This window comes from Streptomyces sp. HP-A2021, from assembly GCF_022807935.1.
GTDB classification, from domain to species: domain Bacteria; phylum Actinomycetota; class Actinomycetes; order Streptomycetales; family Streptomycetaceae; genus Streptomyces; species Streptomyces afghaniensis.
This window is the reverse complement of sequence record NZ_CP094344.1, coordinates 5,860,131-5,874,441: the sequence shown is the minus strand read 5'-3', so window position 1 is coordinate 5,874,441 and position 14,311 is coordinate 5,860,131. Positions and strand designations below refer to the sequence as shown.

Genomic DNA, 14,311 nt, shown 5'->3' with positions numbered 1-14,311 from the left:
CGGCGGCCCTTCTCATGTCCTCGTCGAGCTCGGCGGTTCGGCGTCCGGGGAGACCCACGGCAGGGCCGGGGACCGGCGCGCGGCGGGCAGGCGCAGACGCAGGCGCGGGCGTCGGCGGGGCGGGCGGGCCGCGTGGACGGGGCGGCGGGGGCGTGCGCGGTCCACTACGGCCAGGCCTGCGCGGAACAGCGCCGCCGGGACGACCAGGCAGACGAGGACCCAGAACAGGGTCACGCCCCACGGACGGCCCACGCCCCAGGGGTGTTCGGCGAGGACCTTGCCGCCGTACTTCAGGGACACGGTGTAGTCGCCGTGCGCCCCGGCCGCGAGCTCCACGGGGAGTTCGATGCGCGCCTTGCCGCCGGGCCGGATCGTGCCGCGCCAGCGCTGGTCCTGCCACTGCGGGGCGAACACGCCGTGGGCGGTGCCGACCTGGAAGACGGGGTCCTTCACGGGGGACGTCCCGACGTTCCCGACGGTGACCACGAGCGTCCGGGCAGGCGGGGAGCCGAACCAGGTCAGCAGCCCGCTGGAGCCCCGCAGCCGGGTGTCCGCGAGCAGGGACAGCCGCCCACCGGCCCGGTCCGCGGGCAGCGGCTCGACCGCGTGCCCGGCGACCCGGAGGACCGCGTCGGCCTCGGCCCCGGCCCCGGCCCCGGTCACCGTCGCCACGTGCACCACGCAGGGGCACGGCACGGGCGGTTCCACGACGGGCAGTTCGCGGCGGAAGCGTCCCTCGGCGTCGGTGGTGACGGTCCGGCCGTCGGCGTTGGCGCAGGAGTTGGTGCCGCCGGTCACGCCCCGGGTCGGCTCGGCCTGTCCGCAGACCAGCAGCGTCAGCAGGGCACGCGGCCGCCAGCCGCTGCCGGTCACCGTGACCGAACCGCCCGTCCCGGCCTGGGCCCTGGACAGCTCGACGACCGGCCGGTCCGCTGCCCCGGCGGGCCCGGCGCCCGCCAGGCCCGGCAGGAGCACCAGCAGGAGGGGCAGCAAGAGGGCCGGCAGGAGACGCAGTGACAGGTACGGGACACGGGCGACGTACGGCATCGGCGGCTCCAGCGGTCGTACGGGCGGGCGCTCAGTGGCGTACTCGCGCTGTCCGGTGACGTCGTGACAGCCACAGGGCACCCGCCGCGCCGGCGAGGAGGACCGTCCCGCCGAGGGTGCCGAGGGCGACGGCCGAGTCCTCCGGGCCGGTCTGCGGGAGCTCGTCGCCGGCGCCGGATCCCGGACCGGAGCCGCCGTCCTGAGTGGAGCCGGTGGCGCCGCCGCCGCTCGCGGCCGTGACGTCGAGGGTCAGGGACGGGCCAGGGTCGTTCGTCGGCGTGCACGTCGTCGTCGTGCCGAGCGCCTTGATGGTGAGCACGCCGGCCGTGAAGGTGACCTCGCCGCTCTTCTTCGGCGTGTACGTGCCGCTCAGGTCGTTGATCTTGATCGGCGTGTTGGCGGGGATCGCGGCGTCGTTGGCGGGGCCGGTCACCGTCAAGGTGCCGCTGTCCGCACCGCCCAGGGCGATGGTGGCGCTCGGGGTCATCGCGCCCTTGCCCAGTTCGACCGGGCTGGAGGAGACGCCCTTCTGCCACGACATGGTGATCCGGTAGCCGCTGCCGCTCCTGGCCCCCTTGATGTCGATGGGCGAGACGGCGCTCTTGTCGCCGATCGGCGTCTTGCACTGGTAGTTGACGTCGACGACCTCGGCCCGGGCCGTGGGGGCGGCCATCAACACCGCCGAGCCGGCCAGGGCCGCGGCGGACGCGAGCGCGGCGGTTCGATTCCGGTACGACACGGAGCCGCTCCCCTTCCTGTTCCTGACGGAGCATCAGATCGGGCCGTCAAGGTACGCCCGGGGCGATGAGGAAGGAAGACACAGTGCGCGCCGGATCTGTGGGGATCCGGCGCGTGGTGAGTGACGGGCGGGGGATGCGCGGCGGGGGATGCGCGGCGAGGGTTCCGCGGGGGCGGCTCAGCCGGGGCGCCGGGGCCGCAGGGCCAACAGGCCGCGAGGCCGCGAGGCCGCAAGGCCGCAAGGCCGCAAGGCCACCAGGCCGCAAGGCCGCAAGGCCGCAAGGCCACCAGGCCACCAGGCCGCAAGGCCACCAGGCCACAGGGCCGCCAGGCCGCAAGGCCACCAGGCCACAGGGCCGCCAGGCCGCAAGGGCCGCAAGGGCCGCCACCGGCGTACTGCCGCGCGACCCTTCACCCGAACGGCCGCGCGAGGAGAGCCCGTGGTCCGCGCATGGCCGGTCACCCGAGGAGTGCACGGTGTCTGCACCTGGTCGGTCACCCGAAGAATGCGCGATGCCCGCACTCGGTCGGTCACCCGAGAAGAAGCCGAAGCCGCGCCCGCTCGGTCACCCGAGGAGTGCACGGGGTCCGCACCCGGTCAGTCACCCGAGGAGCGCGCGGTGCCCGCACCCGGTCGGCCACCCGAGAAGTGAACGGTGCCCGTACCCCATCGGTCACCCGAGAAGAAGCCTCAGCCCCACCCGCACGGCATCCGAGAAACAGCCACAGCCCACCACCCAGACGGTCACCCGGGAGCAGCCTCAGCCCACCGCCCAGACAGTCACCTGGAAAACAGCCCGACCCCGCCACCCGGCGTGCCCGCAGCCGCCCCGGATCAGGCAGGGGCGCCCAGTTCGGCCCACACCGTCTTGCCGGCGACTCCCGGTGTGCGGACGACGCCCCAGTCCAGGCACAGCCGCTGGACGATGAACATGCCGTGGCCGCCCGGGCGCCCGGCCCGGTGCGGGGTGCGGGGCGACGGCTGCCCCGTGCCCCGGTCGGCGACCTCGATGCGGATCACCTTGTTGTCGCAGGTGATCCACAGCTGGTCCGGCCCCTCGGCGTGCAGACAGGCGTTGGTGACCAGCTCGGAGACGACGAGCAGGACGTCCTCGGCGGCGGCCCGCTGGTCCGCGGAGGCGGCCGGCAGCCAGCCCCACGCGTACAGCGCCTGGCGGGCGAAGTCACGGGCGAGCGGAACGACACCGCTCGCCCCGTCGAAGCTCAGCCGGCGCACCTGCCGGCCCCCGGGCGGTGCCGCGGCTCCGGAGGGCGCGGCCACGCCCTCGCCGGACGCACCGCCCGCGGGTACGCCACCCTCGGACGCCCCGGAAGCGCCGCTGGGCTCCGGCCCGCGGTCGCCCGGCGAGTAGGGCCGGGTGGTGCTCATCAGCGCTTCACCTCACCGATTCACCAGTTCACGATTCAAAAAATTCACTACACAGTCAGTCACGCAGTGCGCGGCACGACGGTTTCGCGGCGCCCCCGCCGCCCTGGCGGCCGACCGTTCCAGGATGTCTCCTGCCCGGGCGGCCCGGGGGAACACCTGCGTATTCGGCGCGAAAGGCGTGACGGAGTCAGGGCACCGGTCACAGAGGGATGGCCGAGGCTCGGCGTGCCCGCGCACCGCCGGTCAGCCCGACTCGTCGGCCAGGGCCGCCTCAAGCGTGTCATGGACGCTGAAGACCGCATCCGCGCCAGTGATCTCGAACACGCGTGCCACTACCGGCTGCATCCCGGCGAGCGTCACACCGCCACCCGCGGCCTCGGCCTTCAGCCGCGCCCCCAGGAGCACGTTGAGCCCCGTGGAGTCGCAGAACTCCAACCGCGCGCAGTCGATGACGAGGCGCTTGAATCCCTTGGCGAGGCAGTCCTCGAGTGGCTCACGCAACAGATCGGCGGTGTGGTGATCCAGCTCACCCGCCGGGGTCACGACGGCGCTAGAGCCCTCTTCCCGCACCTCCACCAGAAGCCGGCCAGACTGTGCGCTGCCGACTGTCCCGCGGTCCATGCCGTCTCTCTCTCCCGACGTCGTGACTGCTGCTGACGCCCACGAACACTACGCCTTCCCTCCACGCTCCGACACCCGAACAACCGCACACAAACGGACATATGCCCACAGAACGCACTTGCGGTGGGCTCGGGAAAGCGGGTAGGCCTAGTAAGGACACGTAACCGACACGGCCGGCTTTGGAGGCGCCGCACACCGCAGTGCACGTACTGGCTCCGGCAGCCATATGCCGAGAACGATGGAGGACATCATGTCACCCCGGCTCGACGCATCGCGTACCCACAAAGCGACGTCGACACCCCCTCCGGAACATCTGGATCCCATCGAGCAGGACGAGATGCTCGTCACACAGGACGACCTTCTCGCCGGACTTCCGGACATCCCCCCGTACGAGGAAGTCGACGCGGTCGACGCACGGGCCCTGTCCAAGACCCTCTTCCAGCGTCTCGAGTCGCTGGAGGAAGGCACCCACGAGTACTCGTACGTCCGCAACACGCTCGTCGAACTGAACCTCGCGCTGGTCAAGTTCGCCGCCTCCCGGTTCCGCTCCCGCAGCGAGCCGATGGAGGACATCATCCAGGTCGGCACCATCGGCCTGATCAAGGCGATCGACCGCTTCGAGCTGTCCCGGGGTGTCGAGTTCCCCACCTTCGCGATGCCGACCATCGTCGGCGAGATCAAGCGCTTCTTCCGCGACACCTCGTGGTCCGTGCGCGTTCCGCGGCGGCTCCAGGAGCTGCGGCTCGACCTGGCCAAGGCCGGTGACGAGCTGGCCCAGAAGCTGGACCGCGCCCCGACGGTGACCGAACTGGCCGAGCGCCTCGGCATCTCCAACGACGAGGTCGTCGAGGGTATGGCCGCGTCGAACGCCTACACCGCCTCCTCGCTGGACGCCCAGCCGGAGGAGGACGACTCCGAGGGCGCGCTCGCGGACCGCATCGGCTACGAGGACCACGGACTCGAAGGCATCGAGTACGTCGAGTCGTTGAAGCCCCTGATCGCCGAACTTCCGCCGCGCGACCGGAAGATCCTGTCGCTGCGCTTCGTCGCGGGCATGACCCAGTCGGAGATCGGCGAGGAACTGGGCATCTCCCAGATGCACGTCTCGCGGCTGCTGTCGCGCACGCTGGTACGGCTGCGCAAGGGGCTCACCGTCGAGGAGTGATCCTCCGAGGCGTGGTCCTCACTGCACGACGCTGTGCCCGGTGACGTTGTCCTTCGGGGGCGGACCGAAAGGTCCGCCCCCGGGCTCGTCTCCTACCAGTCCTGTACCAGTCCTGCGGGCCTCAGTTCGCCCGCTGCTCCTTCACCAGCCGCTTCGCGCGGTCGCGCCGGGACGGGGCCAGCACGTCCACCGTCACGCCGGCACCCTCGCCGGGCGTGGCCTCGGCCCGCCGCAGCCGGTCGGCGAGCTCACGGACCGACGCGTCGTCCGGGCCGCGGTCGATGTAGAACAGCGACTCGTCAACGGGGCTGTCGTCGCCGCCCCAGCGCACCACGCCCTGGCAGTCGGCGAGGATGTCGCGCACCGTCAGCACCTGGAGCGGGAAGAGACTGCCGCTCGCGCCGGCGCCCGGGCGGATCCGCACCGCGGTGCCCGAGGCGAGGTTGGACTCCGGCCCGTCCTTCTTCAGGCCGTCGATCCGCTGCCAGCCCGCGAGGTCCACGCGGGGCAGCTGCTCGACCTCGTAGTGGTAGCGCCGGACGACATGGAGCAGGATCGCCTCCACGTCGCCGATCCGGACGTCGACCTCCAGGCCGGTGCCCGGGACGGAGCGCGTCCACACGGTGGAGACGTGGTTCGCCTCCTTCTCCAGGGTCCAGCCGTTGGCCGAGGTGGGGGCCTTCTTCGGTGCGCTCAGGGGGGCGCTCGCGGGGGCGGCCGTCGCGGTGCCCGGGGCGAGGGAGCCGACCGCCGCGGCGGCCGTGATCACGCCGGCGGTCCGCACCAGGGTTCGTCTCGATATCCCGTTCATGCTGCCGCGCCTCTCGGTGTGCACGTCTTGGTTCCCTTCTTACGGTGAGTAGATGATCAGCGCCGTGGTCGGCAGGAACGTGGCCAGGGCGCTGAGCCACCAGTAGGTCCGTGGGGCGAGCGAACTCCGGCGCGCGATGGAGCGGTTCACGGACAGCCAGAGCATGACGTACGGGACGACGATGACGGCCGCGATCGGCAGCCAGAGCACCATGGGGTCGTTGTCCGTCGACTCGGGGCCGCTCGTCCAGCTCGCTGCGAGGAACCACAGCATCCAGATCGGTATGACGCCCGGGATGCCGAGAAGCACATTGGCACCCAGGGCCACCTGCCACCGTCTGGTCATCGGATCCAGCCTTCCTTCGTTCGCCGGTGTCACTAGGCGCGCGACAACGCGTTGTACTGCTCCAGGACGTTGTACAGCCCCATCAGCTCCCGTCCGTACTGCTCGGCGTCCGGGCCGGTGCCGTTGTACTGGGCGAGCACCGCCTGCGTGACGTTGAGGTTGCCGCTCAGGTCCGGCCGGTCGATGCCGAGCACGTCCGAGTTCCACAGCAGTACGTACGCGACGGTGCGGACGTTGTACTCCTCGTCGTCGTGGAGCTTGTCCCAGACGTTGCGGAGGTCGGTCTTGGACGTGTAGTCCAGCCCCTCACCGTTGATGATGCCTTCGCCGATGCAGTAGTTGCGGGCCTTGATGGCGGTCGCGGCGAAGATCTGTCCCCACCCGGTGCTGCAGTCGTCCATCTGGCCTGCCTTGACCGCCGCGTCGGAGGCGAAGTCGAGAGGGTTGAGCTTACGCAGTTCCCACAGGACCGGGGCCTGGATGAGGGCCTTGCGCATCCGCAGCGTCCGGGCCAGTGAGGTGAAGAGCCAGTCGGCGTTCACCACCTCGTTGAACGCCTCCGTCGTGGAGATGCCCCCCAGGCTGGCCCAGTCCTTGTCGGTCCAGCCGTCGCCGCCGGTCTCGGGGACGCCGATCGACTCCAGGTAGGCCTTCACGTCCTGGAGCATCAGGCTCCGGTACGCGGCCTCGTCCAGCCTCTCGTCCAGTCCGCCGAGATCGGCACCGGCGTCGAAGTCGCTCTGGCCGTAGTCGCGGCCGGAGACGATGTTGTTGTCGATCTCGATCAGACCGGCGCCGGAGCCGACCTTGATGGTGGAGATCTGGTCGAACGCCCAGTTGGTCGGCAGCGGGTAGCCGAGGTTGCCGGAGAAGCCGCTGGACATGTCCGAGACGAAGCTCGCCGCGGCGTACCCGGCGTCCGCGACGCGCTGGCAGACGTTGCGGGGACCGTAGACGCCCACGCCGTAGCTTGAGTTCTCCCCGATCGTGCGCATGACCCCGCGGAAGTGCGGGATGACGTAGTCGGTGACCTCGCCGTCCATGGCGTCGTAGTCGACGGCGAAGTAGATGATGGTGCCGGCCTTGAAGCCGTGGTATTTGGCCCACTCGATCGCGCGGAACGCGTCGGCGGCGCCCTGGCTGGGGCTGAAGTAGTCGGCGGACCGGCTCCACGTCTGGAAGATCGGGAAGCAGTTGAGCCCGTATTCCTTGATGGTGGCCAGCTCGCCCGGCTGGATCTGCTTCTCCGGCAGGTCCGTGGTGGAGGGGTTGAAGAGGTAGCGGCCGATGTACTTGTAGCCGGCGTCCTTCAGGGCCTGCGCCCGCGCGGGCGTGATCTTGGTGACGCCGTCGCAGGCCGTGCCCTTGCGGGACTGGTCGCCGTAGGAGACGAGCAGCGAGGCCCAGGTCTGGAAGTCGCCCTTGCCGGTGACCGGCAGCTTGCTGAAGGACTGGAAGGTCTCCACGCCGGACTGCACCGTGGCGGTGAAGCTGCCGAAGGGGACGTTCCGCTTGTTCAGGATCATGGCCGCGGTGAACAGCTGCGCCCAGACGCCGGTGGTGCCGAGCGAGACGGTGTGGGACTTCAGTCCGGACTGCGTGCCGGGCCCGAAGACGCCGTTGGCGACGCCGTCCGCCATGCCCAGCTCGTACTGGATCGCGAACAGCATCGACTTGGCGACGTCACGGGAGTGGTGGCCGTCGCAGGGGATGATGTAGAAGTCCTTGCGCAGGATGTACTTGCCGTTCAGCCACTGCTGGATGGAACGGATGGTGTCCGAACCGTTGTTGACGGTGACGTAGGCGTCCATGTTGAACAGGCCCTTGACCACCTTCGGCCACAGGGAGCTGCCCGGGTAGGTGCCGGAGACGCCCATGTTCTGGTTGAGTTTCACGACCGCGTCCTTGACCCGGTCGTTGTACTTGCCGTCGATGTCGCCGCCGTCGTAGCCCTTGCAGTACAGGGCGGACTGGATGATGCGGCAGAAGTTGGCCGACGGGATGGTCGTCTCGTCGAGCTTGCCGTAGAGCTCCCCCAGCTTGGCGAGGGTGGTCGGGCCGAAGGAGTTGGACAGGGCGGTGATGCCCATCTCGTACTGGAGCGCCCGGGTGAGCGCGTACATCACGGGCCAGCCGGTCTGGCCGTTCTCGTCCAGCTTGGATATGCCGAGCGTCGCGCCGTTGTTGTACGTGGTGTTGATGAATCTCTGGGCGCGCTGCACCATCTCGTCTGCCATGGGCTGCTTCCTCCTGTCGTCCGGAAAATGAGGCGGGGAGGAAAGCGCTGTCGTCGCGGCACGTGTCCTGCTCACACCGACGCGTCCGCGCATGGAACGGCACCCCCCGTCGGGGGCATGCCGGAAAACCCCCCTCGTCGCATGCGGCCGGCGCATGGTCTCGGTGCGCGCGGAGCGACTGGCGCGATCTTCCGTCGCACCGTGAGGGGGGTCAAGTCCGTTATGCACGAAGCGAGTTGATGTGGCGGATCGTCAACTCCGATTTGTCATCCACTCGTGATGCACACGGTATGGAAATCGTGCACAACCTTCGTGTGCCTTCGTTGGTCAGAGCACCCGCTCGCCGCGCCGCCAGACCCCGGTGACCAGCGGGACACCGGGCCGGTAGGCCAGGTGCACGTGGCTCGGGGCGTCGAGCAGCGTCAGGTCGGCGTACGCGCCCGGGGTGAGGCGGCCGATGTCGGTGCGCCGGAGGGCCGCGGCGCCGCCCGCCGTGGCCGACCAGACGGCCTCGTCCGGGGTCATGCCCATGTCCCGTACGGCGAGCGCGATGCAGAACGGGACGGAAGAGGTGAACGACGAGCCCGGGTTGCAGTCGGTGGACAGGGCCACGGTGGCACCCGCGTCGAGGAGACGGCGGGCATCCGGCCACTCGGCGCGGGTGGAGAACTCCGCGCCGGGCAGCAGGGTGGCGACCGTGCGGCTGTTCGCCAGGGCGTCGACGTCCTCGTCCGTCAGGTGGGTGCAGTGGTCGGCGCTGGCCGCGTCGAGTTCGACCGCCAGTCGCACGCCGGGGCCGTAGGAGAGCTGGTTGGCGTGGATACGGGGGTGCAGGCCGCGTGCCTGGCCGGCGGTGAGGATCGCGCGGGCCTGGTCGCCGTCGAAGGCGCCCTTCTCGCAGAAGACGTCGATCCAGCGGGCGTGCGGGGCGCAGGCGTCGAGCATCTCGCCGGTGACGAGGGCGACGTAGGCGGCCGGGTCCTCGGCGAACTCGGGCGCGACGATGTGGGCGCCGAGGAAGGTGACCTCGTCGGTGTGGCGGGCGGCGACGCGCAGGGCGCGGGACTCGTCGTGGGTCGTGAGGCCGTAGCCGGACTTCGTCTCGAAGGTGGTGGTGCCCTGGCGGAGGGCCTCGGCGAGGTAACGGGTGACGTTCGCCTCGAGTTCCTCGTCCGTCGCGGCGCGGGTGGCCGCGACGGTCGTGCGGATGCCGCCCGCGCTGTACGGCCGCCCCGACATCCGGGCGTTGAACTCCTGCGTCCGGTCGCCCGCGAAGACCAGGTGGGAGTGGGAGTCGACGAAGCCGGGGAGGACCGCCCGGCCGCCGGCGTCGACCCGATTGTCAGTGGCGGGTGCTTTGCTTTGATCACCGGTCCACGCGATGCGGTCGCCTTCGATGACGACGGCCGCGTCCTGGATCAGTCCGAGGGGGGAACTGCCACCGAGGGAGGGGTCGTTGGTGACCAGGGCGGCGATGTTGGTGATGAGCGTGCTTGCGGTGCTCGCGGAGTGGGCGGGGCTGACGGTCGTCGCGTTGCTCATGGCGTCCTTGGTGGCCTGGTCGGCGGTGGGATCGGGGTCGGGGGCCGACCGCTCGGAGGAGCGGCCCGGGGTCATCCGCGCAGGGCTTCGACGGCGTCCGCGAGGGCTTGCGGCACGTCCGGTACGAGCGAGTGGACCCCGTCCCGTACGACGTGCCGGCCTCCCACGACCGTATGCGACACGTCTGCTGCCGACGCGGCGAATACGGCCGTCTCGGCCCCGAGCCGCGGAAGCGGCCCTGCCGTCCTGACCGAGTCGAGGGCGATCGTCGTGAAGTCGGCGAGCGCGCCGGGCTCCAGGGCGCCGGCGTCCTCCCAGCCGAGGGCCGCGTGCCCGTCCGCCGAGGCGGCGCGCAGGAGAGCTGCCGCCGTCCAGTGGCCTCGGGTACGGGTGCGCAGGCGCTCGTTCAGCTCCATGGCGCGCGCCTCTTCGAACGGGTCGATCACGGCGTGGCTGTCGGAGCCGAGACAGAGCGGCGAGCCCGCCTGCTGAAGGGCGACGGCGGGCCCGATGCCGTCGGCGAGGTCCCGCTCGGTGGTGGGGCACATACAGGTGCCGGTGCCGCTGCCGCCGATGAGCGAGATGTCCTCGGCGGTCAGGTGGGTGTTGTGTACGCCGGTGGTGCGCGGGCCGAGCACGCCGTGGTCAGCGAGCAGCCGGGTGGGGGTGCGGCGGTGGGCCTCCCGACAGGCGTCGTTCTCGGCCGTCTGCTCCGACAGGTGCACATGGAGCGGGGCCCGCCGCTCCTCGGCCCACCGGGCGACGGTCGCCAGCTCGTCGGCGGGCACGGCCCGTACGGAGTGGATCGCCGCTCCGATCCGCGCGTGATCTCGTTCCTTGAGAACTGAACAGCGTTCGGCCCAGGCCTCCGCCGTGCCGTCGGAGAAGCGGAGCTGAGGGGTGGTGGGCGGCTGCCCGAAGCCGGAGGAGAGATAGGCGGTGTCGAGGAGGGTGATGCGGATCCCGGCCTCGGCGGCCGCCGCGATCAGAGCCTCACCCATCGCGTTGGGGTCGGCGTAGGGGGTGCCGCCGGGGGCGTGGTGGACGTAGTGGAACTCGCCGACCGCCGTGATGCCGGCCAGGGCCATCTCGGCGTACACGGCGCGGGCGAGGGCGTGGTAGGTGTCCGGGGTGAGCCGGGCGGCCGTGGCGTACATGACCTCGCGCCAGGTCCAGAAGGTGCCGGAGCCGACCTGGACGGTGCCGCGCAGGGCGCGGTGGAAGGCGTGGCTGTGGGCGTTGGCGAGGCCGGGGAGGGTGAGACCGCGCAGGACCTCGGCGCCGGGGGGTGGGGCCGGGGTGCCAAGGCGGACGGCGGCGATGCGGCCGTCCCGGACGTCCAGGGCCACGCCCGGCTCGACGTGTGTGCCGAGCCAGGCGTGCTCCAGCCAGTACGTGCGCGTGGCTGCTGTGGTCACCTGCACGCCAGTCCTTCCAGTACGTCGGCGAGTGCGAGCACCCCGGCCACGCAGTCGTCCTCGGCGGCGGACTCGGCCGGTGAGTGCGAGACGCCGGTGGGGTTGCGCACGAACAGCATGGCGGTCGGGATGCTCCCGGAGAGGATTCCGGCGTCGTGTCCCGCGCCGGTGCCGAGGACGGGGACGGTGAGGCCGGTGTCCTTGCCGAGGATGCGGGCGAGTTCGTCACGCAGGGCGTGGTCGAACTCGACGACGGGGGTGAACGACTCGCGTACGACGGCGAGATCGACACCGTGGGCGGCGGCGTACTCCCCGGCCGCCTTCTCGACGCCGGCCACCACGGCGTCCAGGCTGTCCTGGTCGGCGGCGCGCGAGTCGAGCCAGCCGCGCACCAGGGAGGGGATGGCGTTGACGCCGTTCGGCTCGACGGCGATCTTCCCGAAGGTGGCGACGGCACCGGCGAGTTCGGCCTCGCGGCGGGCGGCGAGGACCGTCTCGGCGTAGGACTGCATGGGGTCGCGCCGGTCGGCGAGCCGGGTGGTGCCGGCGTGGTTGGCCTCGCCCCGGAAGTCGAACCGCCACCGGCCGTGCGGCCAGATCGCGCTGGCGATGCCGACCCGGTCGCCGGACAGGTCGAGGGCCCGGCCCTGCTCGACGTGCAGTTCGACGAAGGCGCCGATGCGGGCGAGCCGCTCGGGGTCGGGCCCGATGGCGTCAGGGTCGTATCCGGCGGCCTCCATGGCGCGCGGCAGCGTCACGCCCTCGCCGTCGGTGAGCCGGTGCGCCTGCTCGCGGGTGAGCTGCCCGGCGGTGAGCCGGGACCCGACACAGGCGAGCCCGAACCGGGCGCCCTCCTCGTCACCGAAGTTCACGATGCCGAGGGGCCTGGTGAACCGCGCGTCCCGGCCGCGCAGTTCGTCCAGCGCGGCGAAGGCGGACACGACTCCGAGGGGCCCGTCGAAGGCTCCGCCGTCCGGCACGGAGTCCAGATGCGACCCGGTGACGACGGCGTCCCCGACGGCGGGGTCACCGAGCCAGGCCCACTGGTTGCCGTTCCGGTCGACCTCGTAGGCGAGACCGCGCGAGCGGGCCTGTTCCTCGAACCAGGCCCGGCAGTCGGAGTCGGCGTCCGTCCATGCGAAGCGGCGGTAACCACCGGAGGCGGAGCTGCGGCCGACCGGCAGCAGCTCCGCCCACATGCTGTGGAAACTCACGCGTCGTCACCCTCGCGCATCGGCACCCGCACGCCCCGTTCCCCCGCGACCGACTCCGCGATGTCGTACCCGGCGTCGACGTGCCGGATGACGCCCATGCCGGGGTCGTTCGTCAGCACCCGGCGGATCTTCTCGCCCGCGAGTGCCGTGCCGTCGGCCACCGTCACCTGCCCCGCGTGGATCGACCGGCCCATCCCGACACCGCCGCCGTGGTGGATCGACACCCAGGACGCCCCGGACGCCACGTTCACCATCGCGTTCAGCAGCGGCCAGTCGGCGATCGCGTCGGACCCGTCGAGCATGGCCTCGGTCTCCCGGTAGGGAGACGCGACGGAGCCGCAGTCGAGATGGTCGCGGCCGATGACGACCGGCGCGGCCAGCTCCCCGCTCGCGACCATGTCGTTGAACCGCTCACCGGCCTTGTCCCGCTCGCCGTAGCCGAGCCAGCAGATACGGGCGGGCAGGCCCTGGAAGTGGACCCGTTCCCCGGCCATGCGGATCCAGCGGGCCAGGGACTCGTTCTCCGGGAAGAGGTCGAGGATCGCCTTGTCGGTCTTCGCGATGTCGGAGGCCTCACCGGACAGGGCGGCCCAGCGGAAGGGGCCCTTGCCTTCGCAGAACAGCGGGCGGATGTAGGCGGGGACGAAGCCGGGGAAGGCGAAGGCGCGGTCGTATCCGGCCAGTTGCGCCTCGCCGCGGATGGAGTTGCCGTAGTCGAAGACCTCCGCGCCGGCGTCCATGAAGCCGACCATGGCCTCGACGTGCCGGGCCATGGACTCGCGGGCCCGGGTGGTGAAGCCGGCCGGGTCCTTGGCGGCCGCGTCGGCCATGTCCTCGAAGGCGGTGCCGAGGGGCAGGTAGGCCAGCGGGTCGTGGGCGGAGGTCTGGTCGGTGACGATGTCGATCGGGGCGCCCATGGCGAGCAGCTGCGGCACCAGCTCGGCGGCGTTGCCGAGGACGCCGATGGACAGCGGGCGGCGGGCGTCCCGGGCCTCCACGGCGAGCCGCAGCGCGTGGTCCGGGGAGTCGGCCTTGACGTCCAGGTACCGGTGCTCGATGCGCCGCTCGATCGCACGCGGGTCGCAGTCGATGCAGATCGCCACACCGTCGTTCATCGTCACGGCGAGCGGCTGGGCGCCACCCATCCCGCCGAGACCGGCGGTCAGCGTGATCGTCCCGGCGAGGCTGCCGCCGAACTTCTTCGCGGCGACGGCGGAGAAGGTCTCGTAGGTGCCCTGGAGGATGCCCTGGGTGCCGATGTAGATCCAGGAGCCGGCCGTCATCTGCCCGTACATGGTCAGGCCGAGGGCCTCCAGGCGGCGGAACTCCTCCCAGTTCGCCCAGTCGCCGACGAGGTTGGAGTTGGCGATGAGGACGCGCGGGGCCCACTCGTGGGTCTGCATGACGCCGACGGGCCGGCCGGACTGGACCAGCATGGTCTCGTCCTGCTTCAGCCCCTTGAGCGTCCGCACCATCGCGTCGAAGGAGCGCCAGTCGCGGGCCGCCTTGCCGGTGCCGCCGTAGACGACGAGCTTGTCGGGGTGCTCGGCGACCTCCGGGTCGAGGTTGTTCTGGAGCATCCGCAGGGCGGCTTCCTGCTGCCATCCCAGGGCGCTCGGTTCCGTACCGCGCGGCGCTCGGACGGGGCGGGGTCCTGACATGGTCTGCCTCCTGGGTGGGTGCCTGGTGCTCCCGGCGGGTGGTGCTGCGGTCATTGTTGCTGCGGTTATTCACATCCTGACCGTCTGAATAGAGCTAGTCAATACGTGTGAGGCTCGGCGCG

12 protein-coding genes are annotated in these 14,311 nt (G+C 71.2%); 1 reads left to right on the top strand and 11 read right to left on the bottom strand.

The window, feature by feature from the left end:
• Positions 1 to 12: 12 nt before the first annotated feature.
• The 4 genes from MQE23_RS26680 to MQE23_RS26665 all read right to left on the bottom strand — a co-directional run bounded on the left by MQE23_RS26680 (position 13) and on the right by MQE23_RS26665 (position 3,796).
• Positions 13 to 1,047 carry a hypothetical protein gene (locus MQE23_RS26680; protein ID WP_243380485.1) on the bottom strand — a complete coding sequence of 345 codons (1,035 nt, stop codon included), beginning with the start codon at positions 1,045 to 1,047 and terminating at the stop codon, positions 13 to 15.
• Between the two features lie 31 nt (positions 1,048 to 1,078).
• Complete coding sequence (locus MQE23_RS26675; RefSeq protein WP_243380484.1) at positions 1,079 to 1,786, bottom strand: LPXTG cell wall anchor domain-containing protein; 708 nt, start codon at positions 1,784 to 1,786, stop codon at positions 1,079 to 1,081.
• Between the two features lie 834 nt (positions 1,787 to 2,620).
• Complete coding sequence (locus MQE23_RS26670; RefSeq protein WP_086562404.1) at positions 2,621 to 3,175, bottom strand: ATP-binding protein; 555 nt, start codon at positions 3,173 to 3,175, stop codon at positions 2,621 to 2,623.
• Positions 3,176 to 3,418: 243 nt separating this feature from the next.
• Positions 3,419 to 3,796, bottom strand: a complete 378-nt coding sequence (locus MQE23_RS26665) for an STAS domain-containing protein (protein WP_030242586.1) — start codon at positions 3,794 to 3,796, stop codon at positions 3,419 to 3,421.
• 238 nt (positions 3,797 to 4,034) lie between these two features.
• Here MQE23_RS26665 and MQE23_RS26660 point away from each other — a divergent pair, with 238 nt between their 5' ends.
• A complete protein-coding gene (locus MQE23_RS26660; protein WP_020274217.1) occupies positions 4,035 to 4,961 on the top strand; it encodes an RNA polymerase sigma factor SigF in 927 nt (308 codons plus the stop codon).
• A 121-nt stretch (positions 4,962 to 5,082) separates the two neighbouring features.
• Here MQE23_RS26660 and MQE23_RS26655 read toward each other — a convergent pair whose 3' ends face one another.
• The 7 genes from MQE23_RS26655 to hutU form a co-directional block, all read right to left on the bottom strand.
• Entirely contained in the window at positions 5,083 to 5,772 is a 690-nt protein-coding gene (locus MQE23_RS26655) for a hypothetical protein (RefSeq protein WP_243382764.1), read from the bottom strand.
• A gap of 39 nt (positions 5,773 to 5,811) precedes the next feature.
• Positions 5,812 to 6,117: a hypothetical protein gene (locus MQE23_RS26650; protein ID WP_037670651.1), complete on the bottom strand. Its 306-nt coding sequence runs from the start codon at positions 6,115 to 6,117 to the stop codon at positions 5,812 to 5,814.
• Positions 6,118 to 6,149: 32 nt separating this feature from the next.
• A complete protein-coding gene (locus MQE23_RS26645) occupies positions 6,150 to 8,354 on the bottom strand; it encodes a glycoside hydrolase domain-containing protein (RefSeq protein ID WP_020274220.1) in 2,205 nt (734 codons plus the stop codon).
• Positions 8,355 to 8,681: 327 nt separating this feature from the next.
• Positions 8,682 to 9,971, bottom strand: a complete 1,290-nt coding sequence (gene hutI, locus MQE23_RS26640) for an imidazolonepropionase (protein WP_243380483.1) — start codon at positions 9,969 to 9,971, stop codon at positions 8,682 to 8,684.
• Positions 9,968 to 11,320 carry a formimidoylglutamate deiminase gene (locus MQE23_RS26635; protein ID WP_243380482.1) on the bottom strand — a complete coding sequence of 451 codons (1,353 nt, stop codon included), beginning with the start codon at positions 11,318 to 11,320 and terminating at the stop codon, positions 9,968 to 9,970. Before MQE23_RS26635 ends, hutI begins: the two co-directional genes overlap by 4 nt.
• Positions 11,311 to 12,528, bottom strand: a complete 1,218-nt coding sequence (locus tag MQE23_RS26630; RefSeq protein WP_037670654.1) for an allantoate amidohydrolase — start codon at positions 12,526 to 12,528, stop codon at positions 11,311 to 11,313. The genes MQE23_RS26635 and MQE23_RS26630 overlap by 10 nt, the downstream gene beginning before the upstream one ends.
• Positions 12,525 to 14,189: a urocanate hydratase gene (hutU, locus tag MQE23_RS26625; RefSeq protein WP_037670655.1), complete on the bottom strand. Its 1,665-nt coding sequence runs from the start codon at positions 14,187 to 14,189 to the stop codon at positions 12,525 to 12,527. The genes MQE23_RS26630 and hutU overlap by 4 nt, the downstream gene beginning before the upstream one ends.
• Positions 14,190 to 14,311 lie beyond the last annotated feature (122 nt).